Annotated in this window: 17 protein-coding genes; 10 read left to right on the forward strand and 7 right to left on the reverse strand. The window is 68.5% G+C overall.

What is annotated here, in order from left to right:
• Positions 1–221 precede the first annotated feature (221 nt).
• From acs to AB8M85_RS02475, 3 genes are all read left to right on the forward strand, one after another.
• The gene (gene acs, locus AB8M85_RS02465; RefSeq protein WP_372697177.1) at positions 222–2,207 is read left to right on the forward strand and encodes an acetate--CoA ligase; all 1,986 of its coding nucleotides are present in this window, start codon (positions 222–224) and stop codon (positions 2,205–2,207) included.
• 93 nt (positions 2,208–2,300) lie between these two features.
• Positions 2,301–2,765, forward strand: a complete 465-nt coding sequence (aroQ, locus tag AB8M85_RS02470; protein ID WP_372697178.1) for a type II 3-dehydroquinate dehydratase — start codon at positions 2,301–2,303, stop codon at positions 2,763–2,765.
• 57 nt (positions 2,766–2,822) lie between these two features.
• On the forward strand, positions 2,823–3,812 hold the full coding sequence (locus AB8M85_RS02475; protein WP_372697179.1) for a DUF2332 domain-containing protein: 990 nt from the start codon (positions 2,823–2,825) through the stop codon (positions 3,810–3,812).
• Between the two features lie 38 nt (positions 3,813–3,850).
• Here the strand turns inward: AB8M85_RS02475 and AB8M85_RS02480 are convergent, their stop codons facing one another.
• A complete protein-coding gene (locus tag AB8M85_RS02480; RefSeq protein ID WP_372697180.1) occupies positions 3,851–5,038 on the reverse strand; it encodes a MarP family serine protease in 1,188 nt (395 codons plus the stop codon).
• A gap of 204 nt (positions 5,039–5,242) precedes the next feature.
• Here AB8M85_RS02480 and AB8M85_RS02485 point away from each other — a divergent pair, with 204 nt between their 5' ends.
• Complete coding sequence (locus tag AB8M85_RS02485) at positions 5,243–5,920, forward strand: Crp/Fnr family transcriptional regulator (RefSeq protein ID WP_343900293.1); 678 nt, start codon at positions 5,243–5,245, stop codon at positions 5,918–5,920.
• A 143-nt stretch (positions 5,921–6,063) separates the two neighbouring features.
• Here AB8M85_RS02485 and AB8M85_RS02490 read toward each other — a convergent pair whose 3' ends face one another.
• Genes AB8M85_RS02490 through AB8M85_RS02500 form a run of 3 tightly spaced genes read right to left on the reverse strand, consistent with a single transcriptional unit; the run spans position 6,064 to position 7,704 of the window.
• Positions 6,064–6,996, reverse strand: a complete 933-nt coding sequence (locus AB8M85_RS02490) for an NUDIX hydrolase (protein ID WP_372697181.1) — start codon at positions 6,994–6,996, stop codon at positions 6,064–6,066.
• A 55-nt stretch (positions 6,997–7,051) separates the two neighbouring features.
• Positions 7,052–7,528, reverse strand: a complete 477-nt coding sequence (locus AB8M85_RS02495) for a RidA family protein (protein WP_372697182.1) — start codon at positions 7,526–7,528, stop codon at positions 7,052–7,054.
• Between the two features lie 20 nt (positions 7,529–7,548).
• The gene (locus AB8M85_RS02500; protein ID WP_372697183.1) at positions 7,549–7,704 is read right to left on the reverse strand and encodes a hypothetical protein; all 156 of its coding nucleotides are present in this window, start codon (positions 7,702–7,704) and stop codon (positions 7,549–7,551) included.
• A 37-nt stretch (positions 7,705–7,741) separates the two neighbouring features.
• Here AB8M85_RS02500 and AB8M85_RS02505 point away from each other — a divergent pair, with 37 nt between their 5' ends.
• The 4 genes from AB8M85_RS02505 to AB8M85_RS02520 all read left to right on the forward strand — a co-directional run bounded on the left by AB8M85_RS02505 (position 7,742) and on the right by AB8M85_RS02520 (position 14,628).
• Complete coding sequence (locus AB8M85_RS02505) at positions 7,742–9,895, forward strand: transglycosylase domain-containing protein (RefSeq protein ID WP_372697184.1); 2,154 nt, start codon at positions 7,742–7,744, stop codon at positions 9,893–9,895.
• 39 nt (positions 9,896–9,934) lie between these two features.
• Complete coding sequence (locus AB8M85_RS02510; RefSeq protein ID WP_372697185.1) at positions 9,935–10,885, forward strand: metallophosphoesterase; 951 nt, start codon at positions 9,935–9,937, stop codon at positions 10,883–10,885.
• 93 nt (positions 10,886–10,978) lie between these two features.
• Positions 10,979–12,823, forward strand: a complete 1,845-nt coding sequence (locus tag AB8M85_RS02515; protein WP_372697702.1) for an ABC transporter ATP-binding protein — start codon at positions 10,979–10,981, stop codon at positions 12,821–12,823.
• Complete coding sequence (locus AB8M85_RS02520) at positions 12,820–14,628, forward strand: ABC transporter ATP-binding protein (protein WP_372697186.1); 1,809 nt, start codon at positions 12,820–12,822, stop codon at positions 14,626–14,628. The genes AB8M85_RS02515 and AB8M85_RS02520 overlap by 4 nt, the downstream gene beginning before the upstream one ends.
• A 90-nt stretch (positions 14,629–14,718) precedes the next feature.
• On the opposite strand, the gene AB8M85_RS02525 is transcribed toward AB8M85_RS02520, so the two are convergent.
• Complete coding sequence (locus AB8M85_RS02525) at positions 14,719–14,964, reverse strand: hypothetical protein (RefSeq protein ID WP_372697187.1); 246 nt, start codon at positions 14,962–14,964, stop codon at positions 14,719–14,721.
• Positions 14,965–15,132: 168 nt separating this feature from the next.
• Here AB8M85_RS02525 and AB8M85_RS02530 point away from each other — a divergent pair, with 168 nt between their 5' ends.
• Positions 15,133–16,371: a helix-turn-helix domain-containing protein gene (locus AB8M85_RS02530; protein WP_372697188.1), complete on the forward strand. Its 1,239-nt coding sequence runs from the start codon at positions 15,133–15,135 to the stop codon at positions 16,369–16,371.
• On the opposite strand, the gene AB8M85_RS02535 is transcribed toward AB8M85_RS02530, so the two are convergent.
• A complete protein-coding gene (locus AB8M85_RS02535) occupies positions 16,368–17,273 on the reverse strand; it encodes a phosphoribosylaminoimidazolesuccinocarboxamide synthase (protein ID WP_372697189.1) in 906 nt (301 codons plus the stop codon). The genes AB8M85_RS02530 and AB8M85_RS02535 overlap by 4 nt on opposite strands.
• The gene (purD, locus tag AB8M85_RS02540) at positions 17,273–18,559 is read right to left on the reverse strand and encodes a phosphoribosylamine--glycine ligase (protein ID WP_372697190.1); all 1,287 of its coding nucleotides are present in this window, start codon (positions 18,557–18,559) and stop codon (positions 17,273–17,275) included. Before purD ends, AB8M85_RS02535 begins: the two co-directional genes overlap by 1 nt.
• A gap of 53 nt (positions 18,560–18,612) precedes the next feature.
• On the opposite strand from purD, the gene AB8M85_RS02545 reads away from it, so the two are divergent.
• The gene (locus AB8M85_RS02545) at positions 18,613–19,236 is read left to right on the forward strand and encodes a class I SAM-dependent methyltransferase (protein ID WP_372697191.1); all 624 of its coding nucleotides are present in this window, start codon (positions 18,613–18,615) and stop codon (positions 19,234–19,236) included.
• Positions 19,237–19,255: the final 19 nt, after the last annotated feature.

The raw sequence follows: 19,255 nt of genomic DNA on the forward strand, positions 1-19,255 counted from the left end.
GGTTCCCAGCCTATCTGCGCCGCCGGACGCGCGGGACAGGTCCGGGCCCCATCTTTTCGCCCCGGCGCCCGCGTTTTTCGCCCCCGGCGTGCGCGCAATGGACCGTTCACCGCAGAAACCGCACGGTGAACGTCTCACGGCGTGACCGAGAACACCACGACGCTCAATCGGTTGTAACCTGACTCACAGCATCTATCTTCCGCGCCGAAAGGACCCAGATCGTGTCGGACAAGCACTCCTCCACCCTCGACAACCTGTCCCATGAGGACCGCAGCTTCGCCCCCAGTGCCGCGTTCGCCGACCAGGCGGTGGCCCACGAGGACCTGTACCAGCGGGCCGCCGAGGACCGGCTGGGCTACTGGGCGGACCGCGCCCGCGAGGTGCTGACCTGGGATACCGATTTCACGCAGACCCTGGACTGGTCCGAGGCCCCGGTGGCCAAGTGGTTCGTCGGCGGGACGGTCAACGCCGCCTACAACGCCCTGGACCGGCATGTGGAGGCCGGCCACGGCGACCGGGTCGCCATCCACTTCGAGGGCGAGCCCGGCGACACCCGCTCCTACACGTATGCGCAACTGACCGAGGAGGTCAAGCGCGCCGCCAACGCCTTCGAATCCCTCGGCGTGGCCAAGGGCGACCGGGTGGCGGTCTACCTGCCGATGATTCCCGAGGCGGTCATCACCATGCTGGCGTGCGCCCGGATCGGCGCCATCCATTCGGTGGTCTTCGGCGGGTTCTCCGCCGACGCGCTGCGCAGCCGTATCGACGACGCCGAAGCCAAGCTGGTCGTCACCGCCGACGGCACCTGGCGCCGCGGCAAGCCCAGCCCGCTGAAGCCCGCCGTCGACGAGGCCGTCGCCAACTGCGCCGGCTCCGTGCAGAACGTGCTGGTCGTCAAGCGCAATGGCGAGCCCACGGCCTGGACCGACGGGCTGGACCAGTGGTGGGACGACGTCGTGCCCGCCGCCTCCGCCGAGCACACCGCGGTCGCCCACGATTCCGAGCACCCGCTGTTCGTGCTCTACACCTCCGGCACCACCGGCAAGCCCAAGGGCATCATCCACACCACCGGCGGCTACCTGGTGCAAAACGCGGTCACCCACCGCGACACCTTCGACCTGCACCCCGAGACCGACGTCTTCTGGTGCACCGCCGACATCGGCTGGGTCACCGGGCACAGCTACGTCACCTACGGCCCGCTGGTCAACGGCGCCACCCAGGTCATCTACGAGGGCACGCCGGACTCCCCGCACCAGGGCCGTTGGTGGGAGATCGTGCAGAAGTACGGCGTCACGATCCTCTACACCGCGCCCACCGCCATCCGCACCATGATGAAGTGGGGCCGCGAGATCCCCGACGGCTACGACCTCTCCTCGCTGCGCGTGCTCGGCTCGGTGGGCGAACCCATCAACCCCGAGGCCTGGATGTGGTACCGCGACGTCATCGGCTCCAACGCCGGGGCCAACGGCGAGCGCAAGGAGCACCCCACCCCGATCGTGGACACCTGGTGGCAGACCGAGACCGGCGCCCACATGATCGCCCCGCTGCCCGGGGTCACCGCCACCAAACCCGGCTCCGCCCAGGTGCCGGTGCCCGGTATCACGGTGGACGTCGTGGACGAGAACGGCGCCTCGGTGGCCAACGGCGAGGGCGGCTATCTGGTCATCCGGGATCCGTGGCCGGCGATGCTGCGCGGCATCTGGGGCGACATGGACCGCTACAAGGACACGTACTGGTCGCGGTTCGAGGACATGTACTTCGCCGGCGACGGGGCCAAGCGCGACGAGGACGGTGACGTCTGGCTGCTGGGCCGGGTCGACGACGTCATGAACGTCTCCGGGCACCGCCTGTCCACCACGGAGATCGAGTCGTCCCTGGTGGCCAACGAGCTGGTCGCGGAGGCCGCTGTCGTCGGGGCGAAGGACGAGACCACCGGCGAGGCGGTCTACGCATTCGTCATCCTGCAGAAGGAGCCGGGCGAGGGCGAGGACGTCGTGGAGGTGCTGCGCGCCCACGTGGGCCGGCAGATCGGCCCGATCGCCAAGCCGCGCGGCATCTTCGTGGTCCCCGAACTGCCCAAGACCCGCTCGGGCAAGATCATGCGCCGCCTGCTGAAGGACGTCGCCGAGGGCCGCGAGGTCGGCGACTCGACCACGCTGGCCGACGCCACCGTCATGCAGCAGATCGCCGATTCCGTCCGCCACTGATCCCGGCACCCGGCACCGGCACCCGGCAACCGTGAAGCACCCGCGCCCCGTCACACACCACGTGTGGGCGGGGCGTGGGGGTTTAATGGGGCCATGACCGACACCGCTTCCGACGCCGCTTCCGCACCCCGCCGCCTCCTGGTCCTCAACGGCCCCAACCTGAACCTGCTGGGCACCCGCGAACCGGCCATCTACGGCACGGCGACCCTGGCCGACGTCGAGGCCCTGTGCAGGAACCGCGCGGGCGTCCACGGCCTGGAGGTCGACTTCGCCCAGTCCAACCACGAGGGGGTGCTCATCGACGCCATCCACGCCGCCCGCGGGACCGCCGCCGGCATCGTCATCAACCCCGGCGCCTTCACGCACACCTCGATCGCGATCGCCGACGCGATCTCCGCCGTCGAGCTGCCCGTCATCGAGGTCCACCTCTCGAACGTGCACGCCCGCGAGGCCTTCCGGCACCATTCCTACATCTCACCGGTCGCCGCAGCGGTCTTCATCGGCGCCGGGATCAACGGGTACGGCTACGCCATCGACCAGCTCGCCACCCGCGGCTAGCACCACCGGGGACCAGCAACGGGGACCACCACCGGTGACCGGGAGGAGGAAGGCACGATGACCCACCCCGATCACGACGCAACCGCAGCCACGGCAACCAGCTACCGCCGGCACGCGGAGACCTGGTTCGCCGGCCACTCGGAGGTCTACGCCGACTGGGCCACCCACGTGGCGGCCACCCCGACGCTGGCAGCGCTGATCGCGACCCTGCCGCCGGCCAAACGCCAACCCAACCTCGTGTTCGCCGCCAGCCGCTTCACCGGCTGCCGGGACGGCGACGCTGCCACCTGGGAGGCGTACCTCCACGCCCACTGGCCCCGCGTGCGCGAGATCGTGCTCACCCACCGCACGCAAACCAACGAAGCCGGCCGCTGCGCCACCCTCCTCCCGGCCCTCGGGCTCCTCGCCGCAGACACCGGCAAGCCACTGGCCCTCATCGAGGTCGGGCCCTCGGCCGGGTTGTGCCTGCTGCCGGACCTCTATTCCTACGAGTACGACGGCGGCACCCGGCTCGGCTCCGGGACTCCCCTGCTGCGCTGCGCCACCACCGGCACCCCTCCCCTGCCCGCGGCCCTGCCCGAGGTCGCGTCCCGGTCCGGGGTGGACCTGAACCCGCTGGACGGAATGGACCCGCAGACCGCCCGGTGGCTCGAGGCCCTGGTCTGGCCGGGCCAGGATAACCGGCTGGCGACGCTGCGCTCGGCCCTGGCCACGCTCGCCACCCTGGGGCAGGACCGCCGCCCACGCCTGGTGGCCGGCGACCTTAACGAGCGCGTCGCCGAGCTGGTGGCGGCGGTACCGGCCACCCACACGGCGGTGGTCTTCCACACGGCGGTCCTGGCCTACCTGTCCGCGGCGGAGCGGTCCAGTTTCGCCGCGACCGTCAGGTCGCTGGACTGCCGCTGGCTTTCCAACGAGAACTTCCTGGTCGACGAGGGCGGGGCCACCGTCGCCTCGGATCGCGGCGACCGGTTCACGCTCGCCCTCGACGGGGTGCCGTTGGCCTACACGGGCCAGCACGGGGCGACGTTGGACTGGATCGGCTGAGCACTGCGTGCCCACCCGGTCGCGGGCGGGCGGGTGCCTCAGTGGGCCGAGCAGGCCCCGGTGGACACCGTGTCCGTGTAGCCGGAAGCGTGCTCGACCACGGGTTCGACGACCTTCAGCGACAGCGCGTAGCCCACCGGGGTGTCGCCCTTGGCCTTGGCGAAGACCATGCCGACGAGCCGTCCGGCGTCATCCAGGAGCGGGCCGCCGGAGTTCCCCTGCCGGACGTCGGCGCCAAGCTGGTAGATCTGCAGTGGCGAAGGGTCGGCACCGTAGATGTTCTGCACGGAGACAGTCCGCAGCGATTGCACCACGGCGCCCTTGGCCTGGAACGGCCCGCCCGCTGGATAGCCCATGAACGTCGCCCGGTCACCGGCCGACAGGTCCGAGCCCACGGGGACCGGGTCCAGCCCGAGCCCGGAGACCGCCAACACCGCCAGGTCATGGCGCGGGTCGAAATGCACGACGCGGGCCGGCAGCGCCCGGCCATCGGGGGTGTTCACGACGGGCTCGGAGATCCCCGCCACCACGTGCGCGTTGGTCAGGATCCGGTCGGGGGCCACGACGAAGCCGCTGCCGGTCTGGTTGACCCCGCAGGCGAAGGCCGTTCCGGTGATCTTCGCCACCGAATCGGCGACGGCACGGACCGCCTCGGAATCCGGGGCCACCTGTGCCGGGGCCGTTTCGGGCACCGGGGCGAAGGGCTCGACGAGTTCGGGGATGCTCTGGCCCATGACGGTGGAGCGGGCCTTGGCCATGGCCGCCGACACGGGGTCCGGCGTGGCCTCGCGGATCGTGCTGATGACCTTCGAGGAGGCGATCTGCTGGGACAGGAACGGCAGGCCCATCGTCGCGGCGGAGAACGCGATCGCCGAGATCACCAGCGCCGCGACGACAACGTTGACGATGCCGCCCAGCAGCCGGTCGAAGGTCTTGATGACGGGGAAGTTCAGGGCCAGGCGGACCCGGTTGCCGATGGCCACCCCGATCGCGTGGCCCAGGATCACCAGGACGACGACGGTGGCAATGACCCAGAAAACGCGCCAATTGGAGCTGGAGACCCAGCCGGAGACGATGGGGATCGCGTAGAAGCTGGCCACCCCGCCGGCGATCAGGCCGGCAACGCCGCCCAATGTGACGAAGAACCCCTTGCGCAGGCCCGAGACCAGGAACGCGACGAATGACAGCAGCAGGACGATGTCGAGCCAGCCGAATCCGAAGAACACCAAAAACTCCAACCCGTCGCGTGACACCGGCACGGGGCACGGAGGTCGGCTCTCGCCCGCGCGGCTCTTTCAGTCTACGGGCACAGACGGTGCAACCATTGGTGCTGACGGCTGAAATCGTGCCACTATCGTTGTGGAAGGTGTCACATCGTCTCCAACTACGGCACAATGGGACAAGCGCCAACACACTTGACAGGAGAATTCATGGACATCGAGGTACTGCGCCGGGCACCACTGTTTACGACGCTCAGCGACGAGGTGTTCTCGGCCCTGACCGAAGAACTGACCGAGGTCGATCTGTCCCGCGGGGCATCCGTGTTCCGCGAAGGGGACCAGGGAGACCAGCTGTACTTCATCGTTTCGGGCAAGATCAAGCTCGGGCGGACCGCCCCGGACGGCCGGGAGAACCTGCTGGCGGTGCTCGGTCCGGGCGAGCTCTTCGGCGAGATGGCCCTGTTCGATCCGAGCCCGCGCAACGCCACCGCCACTGCGGTGTCGGAGACGCGGCTGGCCGGCCTCCGCCACGAGAACCTGCGCAAGGTCCTCAAGACGTCCCCCGAGGTCTCGGTGCAGCTGTTGCAGGCATTGGCCCGCCGCCTGCGCCGTACCAACGAATCGTTGGCCGACCTGGTCTTCTCCGACGTCCCCGGCCGCGTGGCCAAGGCGCTGCTGGACCTCGCGGACCGTTTCGGCCGTCCGGCCACCGACGGCGTCCTGGTGGCCCACGAGCTGACCCAGGAGGAACTGGCCCAGCTGGTCGGCGCCTCCCGCGAGACGGTGAACAAGGCCCTGGCCGAGTTCGTCCAGCGCGGCTGGCTGCGTCTGGAGGCTCGCGCGGTCGTCATCTTGGACATCCAGCGCCTGCGCCAGCGTTCCCGCTAGGCCCACCCGTTGCGCCGGTCGCCCCGGCGCAACGATCCACCCCCGCCCACCGGGGCGTTCCGCACCTGCGGAACCACCACGGGGCGGGGGTTTTTCGTTGTCCTGCCAGCTGCCGCCGGAGGTCCGGCAGAAACCGGTGGGGATCAGCGGCCGCGTGCCGCGGCGCCGCCCTCAGAGGCCGTGCTGATGCTCACATCGAGGTAGTAGCTGCCGTCGATGCAGACGAGCTTGGGGTGGTACGACTTCACCGGCCGGCGGTGGGACAGGTAGGCAACGGTCCCGCGGGTCGTGGCGATCTTCTCGAGGAGGAACTCCACGGCGGGGGTGGTGATCCGGCTCAAGTCCAGCCCGCGGGTGTCCTCCTGCCCGACCTCGTCGCCCAGGAGCGGTTCGGTGCGGTGCTCCAGGACCTCGGCGGCGGACTTCCACCCGGCCCACACGCCCTTGTCCCGCAGCAGGGTCGCTTCCTGCTGTGGCGGCAGTGCCGCCGCGAAGTAGCGGGTGTCGAACCGTCGGTGGGCGAAGTCGGGGCTGATCCAATGCGAGAGCGGGCGCAGCAGGTCCGTGCGCAGGCCAAGGCCGCGTTTGGCCAACATGGCGGTGAAGCTGACGTCCTGGCCCGCGACGTCCTCGCGGACCTGCATCCACTCCTCGGTGTTGCAGTTTTCCACGATCGAGAGCGGGTCCGCCCCGGCCAACAGGATGCCGGTCTCCTCGAACAACTCGCGGACCGCGCAGACGATGTGGCTGCGGGTGATCCGGTGGTCCAACACGCCCAGGCGTTCGGCCCACCACCCGATCGAGGGACCGAACCAGGCGGTGAGGTCGTCGTCGTCCGCTTCGAAGCTGCCGCCCGGGAAGGCGACCGAGCCCAGCGGCGATCCGCCGGGACGGTAGCCGAGGTATGTCTGGACGCCGCGCGGGGAATCCCTTAGCAGAACAACGGATGAGGCCTTGCGGGCAGCGCGCGGGGTGCGGGCGCCGAAGGTGGTCCAGCTGTCCGCCGCCCCGATCTGGGACGGCGGCAGCGGGAAGAGGCGCCGGAGCAGACCGGTGCGGGGCAGGTCCGCTTCCACGGGACGCGGCCCGCCGCCCGTGCCCGACACACCCCCGACTCCGGGGCGGGGTGGGTCAGTTGAATTCCGCAATCAGTTCAACTTCCACCGCGGCGTCCAGCGGCAAGGCCGCCACGCCCACGGCCGAGCGGGCGTGGATGCCCGCGTCCCCGAAGACCGTGCCGAGCAGCTCGGACGCACCGTTGACCACGCCGGGCTGTCCGGTAAAGGACGGATCGGAGGAGACGAAACCGACGACCTTGACGATCCGGGTGACGCGGTCGAGGTCGCCGATCATGGACTTCACGACGGCCAACGCGTTGAGCACCGCGACCGCTGCCTGCTCCTTGGCGGCCTCGGCCTCGACTTGGGCGCCGACCTTGCCGGTCACTGTGAGTTCGCCGTTAATGAACGGCAGCTGCCCGGAGGTGTGCACCAGGTTGCCGGTGATCACGGCGGGCACGTACGCGGCGACGGGCTTCGCCACCTGGGGCAGCGTCAGTCCGAGGTCGGCTAGACGCTGTTCGACGGCGGATGAGGGCTGGTTTTCCACGGTTTCCGGGTCCTTTCCTGCTACTGCTTCGGTCGTTTGAGGTAGGCCACCGGGGCGTTTCCGTCGGGCCCGGGGATGACGGTGACGAGCTCCCAGCCGTCGTCTCCCCATTGATCCAGGATCTGCTTCGTGGCGTGGACAATGAGCGGTAAAGTCGCGTATTCCCATTTGGTCATACGGGATACGTTAGCTCCTCCGGCTAAACTGGTGGGCATGGCGTCTCGAAAGTCCCCCTTCTTTAACACCGCAACCACCCTCGGCAAGATCGTGGCCTTCTTCGGTGTCAGTGCCCTGTGCGGCGTCCTGGCCGCCGGAATGCTGATCCCCGCCGCCTCGGTGGCTGGCTCCACCGCCTCGGTCGGAATGGACTTCTTCGAGGCGCTGCCGGCGGAGCTGAAGCAGGAGCCGCTCTCCCAGCCCTCCACGATCCTGGCCAAGGACGGGACGAAACTGGCGACCTTCTACGCCGAGAACCGCACCCCGGTGCCGCTGGACAAAATCTCGAAGCACATGCAGGAGGCCATCGTCTCCATCGAGGACGAGCGCTTCTACGAACACAATGGCGTCGACCTGCGCGGCATTGCCCGCGCTGCGCTCCACAACCTCACCAGCTCGTCGCAGCAGGGTGCTTCCACGCTGACGCAGCAGTACGTGAACAACGTGCTGATCAACGCCGCCTTCCTCAACGGCGCCGACAAGTCCGACATCACGTATTCGGGCACCAAGAACCTCGCCGACAAGCTCCGCGAGGCGAAGCTGGCGATCTCCGTGGAGAAGGAATTCACCAAGCAGCAAATCCTGCAGGGCTACCTGAACCTCGTGCTCTTCTCCGGGACCACCTACGGTGTCGAAGCGGCCGCCCAGCGCTACTTCTCCATCCATGCCGAGGACCTGAACATCCCGCAGTCGGCGATGCTGGCCGGCATGGTCCAGCGCCCCAACACCTTCGATCCGGAAAAGAACCCGAAGCTGACGCTGAAGCGCCGCAACACGGTGCTGGGGGCCATGCTCCGCACCGGCGCGATCACCCAGAAGGAGTATGACAAGGCGGTCAAGACCGACTTGGGCCTGGACCCGAAGGAACTGAAGTCCGGCTGCTACGGAGCCGCCTCGGCCAACTACTTCTGCGATTACGTCGCGCACCTGATCCTGAAGGATCCGGCCTACGGCAAGACAAAAGAGGCCCGCGAAGCCCTGCTCTACCGTGGCGGCCTGACGATCAAAACAACCCTGGATCCGCGCCTGCAGAAGGAAGCGGAAAAGGAGACGCAGAAGACGATTCCCGCGGACGACTCCTCCAACATGGGTGCTGCCATCGTCACCGTGGAACCGGGCACGGGCAACATCTTGGCCATGGCGCAGAACAAGAAGTACGGCTCGATTCCGGACAACCCCTCCTACACGACCTACAACTTCAACGTCGGTTCGACCATGGGCGGAACCCATGGTTTCCAGGGCGGCTCGACGATGAAGCCGTACACGGCCATCGCCTGGCTAGAGGACGGCCGGAAGATGACCGACACCATCGACGCCAGCAGGGACAACTACCCCGCATCGTTCCATTGGAAGGCGTCCTGCATGCCGAAGGGCTACGTGCAGTTGGATCCCCCCGGTTATCCCGTCGGCAACGCCAGCCCCGGATTCAAGCGACGCATGACCGTAGACTACGGCCTCTACTGGTCGATTAACACCGCAACCGTCGCCGAGGCATCGAAGCTCGACCTGTGCAAGATCGCGAACGTGACCGAACGTACCGGGCTGTTTGACGCGTGGGACAACAAGCCCATCACCGGGGCGAACCCGTCGTTCGTCATCGGTTCGGTGAACATCACACCGTTGGCCCAAGCCACCGCGTTCGCGACGTTTGCCAACAAGGGCGAGTATTGCGAGAACCGCGCACTGGAGTCCGTCACGGATGCCGCCGGGAACTCCTACAAGGTTCCGGGCATCTCCTGCGAACAGGTCATCGAGCCCGGCGTGATCAACACGCTGAACGGGACCTTGAAGCGCATCGCCGGAACGCGTGTGGCCAAGGGCCGGATCAACGAGCCGATCGCCGGCAAGACCGGCACCAACAACTCCGCCTCCTCCACCTGGTTCGTCGGCTACACCACCGGCACCTCCACCGCCTCGTGGACGGGCCGGTTCACAGGTAACCAGACGACCAAGGGCGAGACCATCAACGGCAAGACCTACGACTACGTCGACTCCTCGACACTGGCCGCGCCGCAGTGGTACGAATACGCCAAGGACGTCATCGACTACTACCCCACCGAGAGCCTGAATACGTCGTCGAAGAGGTCCTCCGGCTCCAACGGTGCCCCGGAGAGTGGCTCCTCGAGCGATAGCGGCGATAATGGCGACTAAGGACGCATAACGGAACCACCGAAGGAGAGCACCGCACCCATGGCCGCATCACGGGACACCTGGCAGTCGATCAAGCGAGCGGCACCCCTGCTCGGCGCGGGCGCAGGGGCCGCCGCGGCACTGGGGGGCCTGGCGCTCGGGTACGGCATGATGGAGCGCAATGCGTTCACCATCCGCCACGAAACGCTGCCCATCTTGCCCCCGGGCTTCGCCGACCTGCGGATACTCCACCTCTCGGACATCCACCTGGTCCCGGGCCAGGAGGCGAAGAAGCAGTGGCTCCGCTCCCTGGCGGACCTGGATCCGGATCTGGTGGTTAACACCGGCGACAACCTCAGCCACCGCGGGGCCGTCCCCGAACTCCTTGATGCACTGGGACCGTTGATGGGCTTCCCCGGTGTCTTCGTTCCCGGCTCGAACTGCTACTACGCGCCGCGGCCCAAGAACCCCCTGCGCTACCTCGTCGGCCGGAACCAGCCGGGAAACTTGGATCACCGGGTCCTGCCGTGGCGGGAAATGCACACCGGCTTCGGTGCGGCGGGCTGGGTCAACCTGACCAACCGGGCCATCTCCCGGACCTACCACGGGATGCGCCTGGACTTCTCGGGCGTGGACGACCCGCACTTGAAACTTGACGATTTCGCGGGGTGGCCCAGTGGATCCTCGACCGGCGACCAGGCGCCGCATCTGCGGATCGCCGTCACCCACGCGCCCTACCAGCGCGTGCTGGACCAGTTCACCGGCACCGGAGCAGACGTCATCTTCGCCGGGCACACCCACGGCGGCCAGATCTGCATCCCCGGTTACGGAGCTCTGGTGAGCAACTGCGACCTGCCCACCTGGCGCGCCCGCGGGTTGACCTATTGGGAGCATGCCGGCAGGACGACGGCGTTGGAGGTTTCGGCAGGCATCGGAACCTCGCGCTTCGCACCGGTGCGCATCGCCTGCCCGCCCGAGGCTGTGGTCGTCACGCTCACCTCGAGGAGCTGACCCGAAGGGCCGATTGGTAGTACCCAACCGCTCGCGGTACCGTATGTTTTGATTGCTGTAGGCAAACACAACAGAACGAGGACACCCGTCGTGGTGCAACACCAAAACAGCCAGAGCGAACCCGACACATCGACGTCGTTCCGCAGTACCCTCGCCCGGCTGGGACCACAGATCCGCCCGTATCTGCCCCGCCTGGTCGCGGGTTTCCTCTGCGCGCTCGGCGCGGGCATCGTCGCCCTGACGATCCCCCAGGTGCTGCGCAGCCTGGTGAACTCGGTGCTGCACCCCGGGGGCTCGGCGAACGACGTCTGGATCAGCGCCGGCATCGTCGCTGTACTCGGCCTGGCCGAAGCCGTCCTGGTGTTCTTCCGCCGCGTCTTCGTCATCACCCCGGCAGCCCGCATCGAAACCGATCTGCGGGTGCGGCTGTACCGCCACCTGCAGCGGCTGCCGGTCGCATTCCACGACAAGTGGGGCTCGGGGCAGCTGCTCTCGCGGTCCATGGCCGACCTCAGCCTGGTGCGCCGGTGGCTCGCCTTCGGGTCGATCATGCTGGTCGTGTCCACCGTGACCGTTGTCGTCGGGCTGTGGTTCATGGTCACGAGCAGCTGGCTGCTCGGGTTGATCTACCTCGCCGGCGCCATCCCCATCACCATCCGGGCGTTCTACTTCCGCAACGTCTTCCGCGCCGCCAGCCGGCTCAGCCAGGACCAGGCCGGCGACCTCGCCACCAACGTCGAGGAGTCCGTCCACGGCATCCGGGTGATCAAGGCCTTCGGCCGCGGCGGCCAGGCCCTCGAGGGATTCGGCGTGCGCGCCCGTCAGTTGCGCGACACCGAGATCAACAAGGCACGATCCCTTTCCGGGTTCCTCATGTTCGTCGTCTCCGTCCCCGAAATCACCCTCGGCGCCGGCTTGCTGGTGGGCATCTGGCTCACGGCCCGCGGCGAGCTGACCGTTGGGGACCTGGTGGCCTTCTTCGGCACGGCCGCCGTCCTGGCGGCCCCGGTCGAAGGCATCGGCATGCTGCTGGGCATGACCCTGACGACGAAGACGGCACTGGACCGGCATTTCGACGTCATGGACACCCGCAACACGATCGACTCCCCCGCCGCGCCCCAGACGCCTGCCCATCCCCAGGGCCGCCTGAGCCTGCGCGGGGTGTCCTTCAGCTACCCCGATGCCCGCCCGGGGTCCGCCCCGGTCCTGGCCGGGCTTGACCTCGAGGTAGAGCCCGGGGAGACGATGGCCCTGGTCGGAGTCACCGGCAGTGGCAAGTCGACACTGCTGCAGCTCGTCCCCCGGCTCTACGAGGTCACGGGCGGCTCCGTCGTCGTCGACGGGGTGGATGTGCGCCGGATGGACCTGGCCGAGCTGCGCACGGCCGTGTCGGTCGCCTTCGAGGACACCACGCTGTTTTCGTCCTCGATTTCCGACAACGTCCTGCTGGGAGCCGACCTGCCAGCGGGCCGGGATCCCCGCCACGCCCTCGACGAGGCACTCGAGGTGGCGCAGGCCGGTTTCGCCCGCGACCTGGACGACGGCGTGGATACCGTCATCGGCGAGGAGGGCCTCTCCCTGTCCGGCGGCCAGCGCCAACGCATCGCCCTGGCGCGTGCCATTGCCGCCAAGCCCCGGATCCTGGTCCTGGACGACCCCCTCTCCGCGCTCGATGTCCGGACCGAAGAGGCCGTCACCGAACGCCTCCGCGGGGTGCTCGGGGGAACGACGACGCTGATCGTCGCCCACCGGCCCTCCACCGTCATGCTCGCCGACCGGGTGGCGCTGTTGCGCGACGGGCAGATCGACGACGTGGGAACGCACACGGAGCTCCTGGCCCGCAACGACCACTATCGCTACGTCATCGCCAGCCTGGACGAACCGCCCACGGTGGAGGACATCCTGGAATCGGACACCCGGGGAGGGAACCGCGCATGAGCCAGACACGAGGCGTCGGCGACGAAGACCAGATCCTGCTCAGCCGCGAGGACCGCACCCGCGTCAGGGCCCGTTCCTGGCACCTGCTCGGCCAGCTGGCGTCACCGTTGAAGCCCATGCTCCTGCTGACGGTGGTGCTCGTCATCGTCTCGAACCTGGCGCGTGCCTCCTTCCCGGTGATCATCGCCTGGGCCATCGACTGGGCCTTGCCCCACCTCGTGGCCGGGAACGCGGCACCGTTCACGATCACCGGAACCGTCTACCTGGTCTCCGCCATCCTCGCCGGGGTCCTGCTGGGCTGGTACAACCTGTGCACCGCGAAGGTCAGCCAGGCGATGCTACTGACCCTGCGCATGCGGGTCTTCCGGCACACCCAGCTGCTGAGCCTGGAATTCCACGAGAAATACACCTCCGGACGGATCATCTCCCGGCAGACCTCGGATCTGGAGACACTGCGCGAACTGCTGGACCAGGGCATCTCGCAACTGGTCTCCGGCGTCGTCTTCGTCATCTTCACCGCGGCGAGCATCTTCTGGATGGACTGGCGTTCCGGCCTCGTGGTGTTGTGCGCCGTCGTACCCATTTCCATTGTCTTCCGGTGGTACCAGAAGCACTCGGAAGTCATCTTCCGCGAATCCCGCGTGGTCTCGGCACGGTTGATCACCTCGTTCGTGGAGACGATGACGGGCATCCGGGCGGTGAAGGCGTTCCGCCGCGAGCGCGACAACGACACCCGCTACGGGGCGGTCGCCCACGAATACCGCGACAACTCGATACGGTCCATCAACCTGTTCGGCGTCCTGCAACCGTCCCTGGTGCTGATCGGCAACCTGACCGTCGCCACGTTGCTGCTCCTGGGGGGCTTCCGGGTCCTGGACGAGACCCTGGAGGTCGGTGTCCTGGTGGCCCTGCTGCTGGCCGGCAAGCGGGTCTTCCAGCCCGTCGACCAGATCGCCATGTTCTACAGCTCCCTGCAGTCGGCCACCGCCGCGTTGGAGAAGGTCTCCGGGCTCCTCGAGGAGGAGCCAACCGTCGTCGAGCCCACACAGCCCGTGGCACTCGAACGGCCCGCCGGGAACATCCGCTTCCAGGACGCGGTCTTCGGCTACGGCGATGGACCGGTGGTCATGGACCGGTTCGACCTGGACATCCCCGCCGGGCAAACGGTGGCGGTGGTCGGGCAAACCGGTGCCGGAAAATCCACACTGGCGAAGCTCATCGCCCGCTTCTACGACCTCACGGAGGGCTCGCTGACCCTGGATGGCGTCGAACTGCGCGATCTGGCCAACGAGGAACTGCGCCGTTCGGTGGTCATGGTGACGCAGGAGGCCTTCCTGTTTTCCGGAACCGTCGCGGACAACATCGCCCTGGGCAGACCCGGGGCATCCCCGGATGAGATCGTCCTCGCCGCGCGGGCGGTCGGTGCGGACGAGTTCATCCGGTCCCTGCCCGATGGCTACGACACCGACGTGAACAAGCGCGGCGGCCGTGTCTCGGCGGGCCAGCGGCAGTTGATCTCCTTTGCCCGCGCCTTCCTGGCCGACCCCACGGTGCTCATCCTGGATGAGGCCACCTCCTCGTTGGACATTCCCAGCGAGCGGCTGGTCCAACGCGGACTGCAGACCCTGCTGGGGCAGCGGACCGCCTTGATCATCGCCCACCGGCTCTCGACGGTGGAAATCGCCGACCGGGTGCTGGTGGTGCACGACGGGCGGATCGTCGAGGACGGCAGCCCGCGGGAGCTGGTGGAGGCCGGCGGCCGCTTCGCGGCCCTGCATGCCGCCTGGCAGCAGAGCCTGATCTGAGAGCCGCTGCGGGCATGGCGAAGGCCCGGCCTCCGCAGCGCGGAAACCGGGCCTCGACGACATCCCGCAAAATGCGGTCCTGCCGGTAGATCACATGGCGGTGGCGTGGGGCCAGTTGCCGACGTTGATGGTGGAGTGGGGCCAGTCGCCCACGTTGATGGTGGAGTGCGGCCAATCGCCGACGTTGATGCTCGAGTGCGGCCAGTCACCAACCGCCACCGAGGAGTGCGGCCAATCGCCGACGGCAGGGGTGGCATGCGGCCAATCGCCGACGGCGAGAACCGCACCGGCCGCCAATGCGGCAGTGGCTGCGAGCGCTGCAACAAGTTTCTTCAATGTTTTCTCCTTGAGGGTCGCCGTGGATGTACCTGTACCGCGTCAGTGAGTGGCGCATCACTTAACATTCATTGTAAATTAGAAGGAACATGTTTCGTCAAGGTTTTGCGGACAACGCTTTCTCGACGCAAGCTGTAGTTCACCACGACGACGTACTAAGGGGAATCCATGGGAATCAAATTCGGCGAGAAGCTGCGCCACGCCCGGCAGCAGATGAAGTTGACCCAGGCCCAGCTCGGACACGGCAAGTACTCCACGAGCTACATCTCCCTGCTGGAGACCGGGAGCCGGGAACCCACGGCGGAAATCATCACCGAGCTCTCGGCCCGGCTGAACCTGGACCGCGAGCTGATGGATTCGTGGAACACCCCGGTTTCGGCCGACGAGGCGGAATTCGTGCTGCTCGAGCACCGGGCCCGGCAGTCGTTCACCGCCCGTGAATATTCCGACGCCGGCGCGACCGCCGCCGAGGCCGCCTCCGTGGCCCTGCGGCTGAAGAATTCCAGCGCGTGGTGGAACATGATGTTCCTGCGCGCGGAGTCGTTGCGCGACCAGGGCCTGCATGACGAATACCGCACCACGGCCGAGGAAGTCCTCAACCATCCCCTGACCGACGAGTCCCTGGCGTTGAAGGTCAGGGCCGAGACCCTGGTGGCCAATGCCTATCTGGGGCTGGGGAAGCTGCACATCGCCGTCGAGCACGCGATCAACGCGGTGGAGCAGGGCAAGAACCTGCCCGGTGACTCGCTGATCTACATCGGCGCCCTGTTCGCCCTGATCGCCTCCCTGGCCGAATCGGGCCAGCTGGACACCGCCTGGACCAGCTGCGAGGCACTCGCCGAGGCGGTCTCCGAGGGCGCGCCGAGCCAGACCGCAGGCAACGCCTATTGGGCCATCGGCAATGTTGCGTTCAAGCGCCAGGACATCGCCTCGGGACTGAGCAACCACCAGTTGGCTGCCCAGCGGCTGCTGCCCGCCAGCGACATCGAGCAGTGGGCGCGGTTCAACAAGGCCTCCGCCTCCATGCGCCTGACCGCAGGTGTCGTCGAACCGGAGACCCTCGAGTGCATCGAGAAGGCCGAATTGGCGATCAGCGTTATCGGCGGAAATCCGGCCGAGGCGCTGGAGCTGCGGTTGATCCGCGCCCGCTGGCTGCACCTGAATGGCCAGCCCGAGCAGGCGCTGGATGAACTGGAGCCGGTCTCCAAGGATCGAGAGATCCTCTCGCAGCACCTGCAGGGCGAGATCGACCTGCTCACGGCGCGCTGCATGGTCAGCATGGGCAACGGCACCGAGGCGGTGGACCACCTGGCCCGCGCCCAGCAGGCCTTCGCCCTGGCCGGTTCCCCCGACCGCGCGTCGCTGGCGATCGAGTTGGCCACGGAGATCCGGGCGTCCCGCCGCTAGGCGGAGAAGGCGCGCCCGGTGAGCCGCTCGAATGCCTCGATGTAGCGCTGCCGGGTGCGTTCGACGACCTCCGGCGGCAGTGGCGGCGGCGGGGCGTCGCCGCCGCGGTCCCAGCCGGAGGCCCCGGAGGTGAGCCAGTCCCGGACGAACTGCTTGTCGAACGACGGCTGGGCATGCCCCGCCTCGTAGGTCTGGGCGTCCCAGAACCGCGACGAGTCGGGGGTCAGGACCTCGTCGCCCAGGGTGATCTCGCCACTGGCGGGATCCAGACCGAACTCGACCTTGGTGTCTGCGAGGATGATGCCGCGTTCCCGGGCGATCTGCTCGGCCCGGGTGTAGACCCCGAGAGTCCGCTCCCGCAGCTGGGCTGCCACCGACTCCCCGACCCGCTCGATGACCTCGGCATAGGTGATGTTCTCGTCGTGCTCGCCGACCTCGGCCTTGGCCGACGGGGTGAAGATCGCCGGTTCCAGTGCCGAGCCGTCCACCAGGCCGTCGGGCAGGGGCAGCGAGCACACGGTCCGCGAGGCGTTGTATTCGGCCAGGCCCGAGCCGGTGAGGTATCCGCGGGCGATGCACTCGATCGGGTACATCTGCAGTTTCCTGCAGACCATGGCCCGTCCGGCCACGGCCTCCGGCACGTCGGTGGAGATGACGTGGTTGGCGAACCCGTCGAGCTGGTCGAACCACCACAGGCTCAGCTGGGTGAGCACCTTGCCCTTGTCCGGGATCGGTGTCTCCAGGACGAAGTCGTAGGCGCTGATCCGGTCGCTGGCCACCACGAGGACCCGGTCGGCCTCGTCCGGTGCGATCCCGGCCGGGGTGTAGAGGTCACGCACCTTGCCCGAATACAGGTGGTCCCACCCGGGCAGGTCCAGGGTCTCGGTCTCGAATCCGGCCATCAGTTCTCCTCCAGCTCGACGGCGATGCGACCCTGGCTGGCGCGCAGGGCGATGTCGGTGCGGTACTGCCCGCCGGCCAGGCCGATCTTCCCGACCCCGGCGTAGGCCCGTTCCCGCGCCGCCACCAGGTCCTCTCCCAGGCCGACCACGGCCAGGACCCGGCCCCCGGCGGACACGGTGGCACCGGCGTCGTCCACGGCGGTCCCGGCGTGCAGCACGCTGACCCCTTCGAGGGCGGCCGCCTCGTCCAGGCCGGTGATGACGTCCCCGGTGACCGGGCTGTCCGGGTACCGGGCGGAGGCCAGGACCACCCCGACGGCCGTCTCGGAGCGCCACGTCAGGGGTTCGACGGCATCCAAGGTGCCATTGGCCGCGGCCAGCAGCAGCGAGCCGAGCGGCGTCTGGAGCCGGGCGAGCACCGCCTGGGTCTCGGGATCGCCGAACCGGGCATTGAATTCAATGACGCGGATGCCGCGCCGGGTCAGGGCCAGACCGCAGTACAGCACGCCGGTGAACGGCGTGCCGCGGTCGGCCATGGCCGTGATGGTCGGCATCGCCACGCGGTCCATGACGTCCTCGACAAAGCCGGCGGGCAGCCACTGCAGTGGGCTGTAGGCACCCATGCCGCCGGTGTTTGGGCCCTCGTCGCCATCGAAGATGCGCTTGAAGTCCTGGGCAGGGGCCAGCGGGACGGCGTGGTGGCCGTCGGAGATGACGAAGAGGGAGACCTCGGGGCCGTCGAGGAATTCCTCGATGACCACGCTGCCGCCGGCGGCAAAGCACTCCTCGGCGTGGGCGAGCGCGGCGTCGCGGTCCTGCGTCACGACGACTCCCTTGCCCGCGGCCAGCCCGTCGTCCTTGACGACGTAGGGGGCCCCGAAGGCGTCCAGCGCGTCCGCTGCCTCGGCGGCGTCGGTGGCGACGCGCGCCATGGCGGTGGGCACGCCGGCCACGGCCATGATCTCCTTGGCGAACGCCTTCGATGCCTCCAGCTGGGCGGCGGCCCGGGTGGGGCCGAAGACCGGGATGCCGGCCTGCTGCAGGGCGTCGGCGACGCCGGCGGCCAGTGGCGCCTCCGGCCCGACGACGACCAGCGAAGACCCGAGGTCGCGGGCCAGCGCCACGACCGCTGCGGGGTCCTGGGCGTTGATGGCGTGGACCGGCACGTCGCGGGCGATGCCCGCGTTGCCGGGTGCTGCGTGGACCTCGGTGACGAACGGGTCGTCGCGGAGGGAACGGACAAGTGCGTGTTCGCGGCCACCGGGGCCAATGACGAGTACCTTCACGATCCCCAAGCGTACCGGGGCGCGGCGGCGGGGGCTTGGGTAGGCTGGTGGACGTGCGTAAAGAAACCCTTTGGGAAGCCCGCCGGAAGGAAAACCCCGGCCATTCACAGTGGTACATCCAGCGCTTCGAGGCCATGCGTGCCGAGGGCGCGGACCTCGACGGCGAGGCGCGGCTGGTCGACGCGATGCTCCCGCGCGGCAGCCGCATCCTCGATGCCGGCTGCGGGCCCGGACGCGTGGGCGGCGAGCTCGCCCGGCGCGGCCACCAGGTCGTCGGGGTGGACGCCGATCCCGAGCTGATCGAGGCGGCCCGGGCCGATCACCCCCGGGTCGACTGGAGGGTCGGCGACCTGGCCGAACTCGATCTTGCCGAACTCGACCTGGCCGCCGGATCCGAACCCTTTGACCTCATCGTCTGCGCGGGCAACGTCATGACGTTCCTCGCCCCGGGCAGCGCGCCCGAGGTCCTCCGCCGCTTCCACGCCCACCTGGCCCCCGGCGGCCGGGCGGTCGTCGGCTTCGGCACCGACCGCGGCTACGCCCCCGAGGCGTTCGCCGACGACGCGCAGGAGGCCGGCTTCACGTTCGACCAGCGGTTCTCTTCCTGGGAGCTGCACCCCTACCCCGGGGACACGGGCTTCCTGGTGGCGGTCCTGGGCCGGCCCGCTGCCGGCTGAACCCCGCCCCGGCCCTGCC

The sequence above is a fragment of the Arthrobacter sp. JSM 101049 genome, assembly GCF_041679245.1.
Lineage (GTDB): Bacteria > Actinomycetota > Actinomycetes > Actinomycetales > Micrococcaceae > Arthrobacter_H.

Coding starts and splice junctions, on each gene's coding strand:
- aroQ (WP_372697178.1), top strand. CDS start 2,301: ATGACCGACACCGCTTCCGACGCCGCTTCCGCACCCCGCCGCCTCCTG.
- AB8M85_RS02475 (WP_372697179.1), top strand. CDS start 2,823: ATGACCCACCCCGATCACGACGCAACCGCAGCCACGGCAACCAGCTAC.
- AB8M85_RS02485 (WP_343900293.1), top strand. CDS start 5,243: ATGGACATCGAGGTACTGCGCCGGGCACCACTGTTTACGACGCTCAGC.
- AB8M85_RS02500 (WP_372697183.1), bottom strand. CDS start 7,704: ATGACCAAATGGGAATACGCGACTTTACCGCTCATTGTCCACGCCACG.
- AB8M85_RS02505 (WP_372697184.1), top strand. CDS start 7,742: ATGGCGTCTCGAAAGTCCCCCTTCTTTAACACCGCAACCACCCTCGGC.
- AB8M85_RS02510 (WP_372697185.1), top strand. CDS start 9,935: ATGGCCGCATCACGGGACACCTGGCAGTCGATCAAGCGAGCGGCACCC.
- AB8M85_RS02520 (WP_372697186.1), top strand. CDS start 12,820: ATGAGCCAGACACGAGGCGTCGGCGACGAAGACCAGATCCTGCTCAGC.
- AB8M85_RS02530 (WP_372697188.1), top strand. CDS start 15,133: ATGGGAATCAAATTCGGCGAGAAGCTGCGCCACGCCCGGCAGCAGATG.
- AB8M85_RS02535 (WP_372697189.1), bottom strand. CDS start 17,273: ATGGCCGGATTCGAGACCGAGACCCTGGACCTGCCCGGGTGGGACCAC.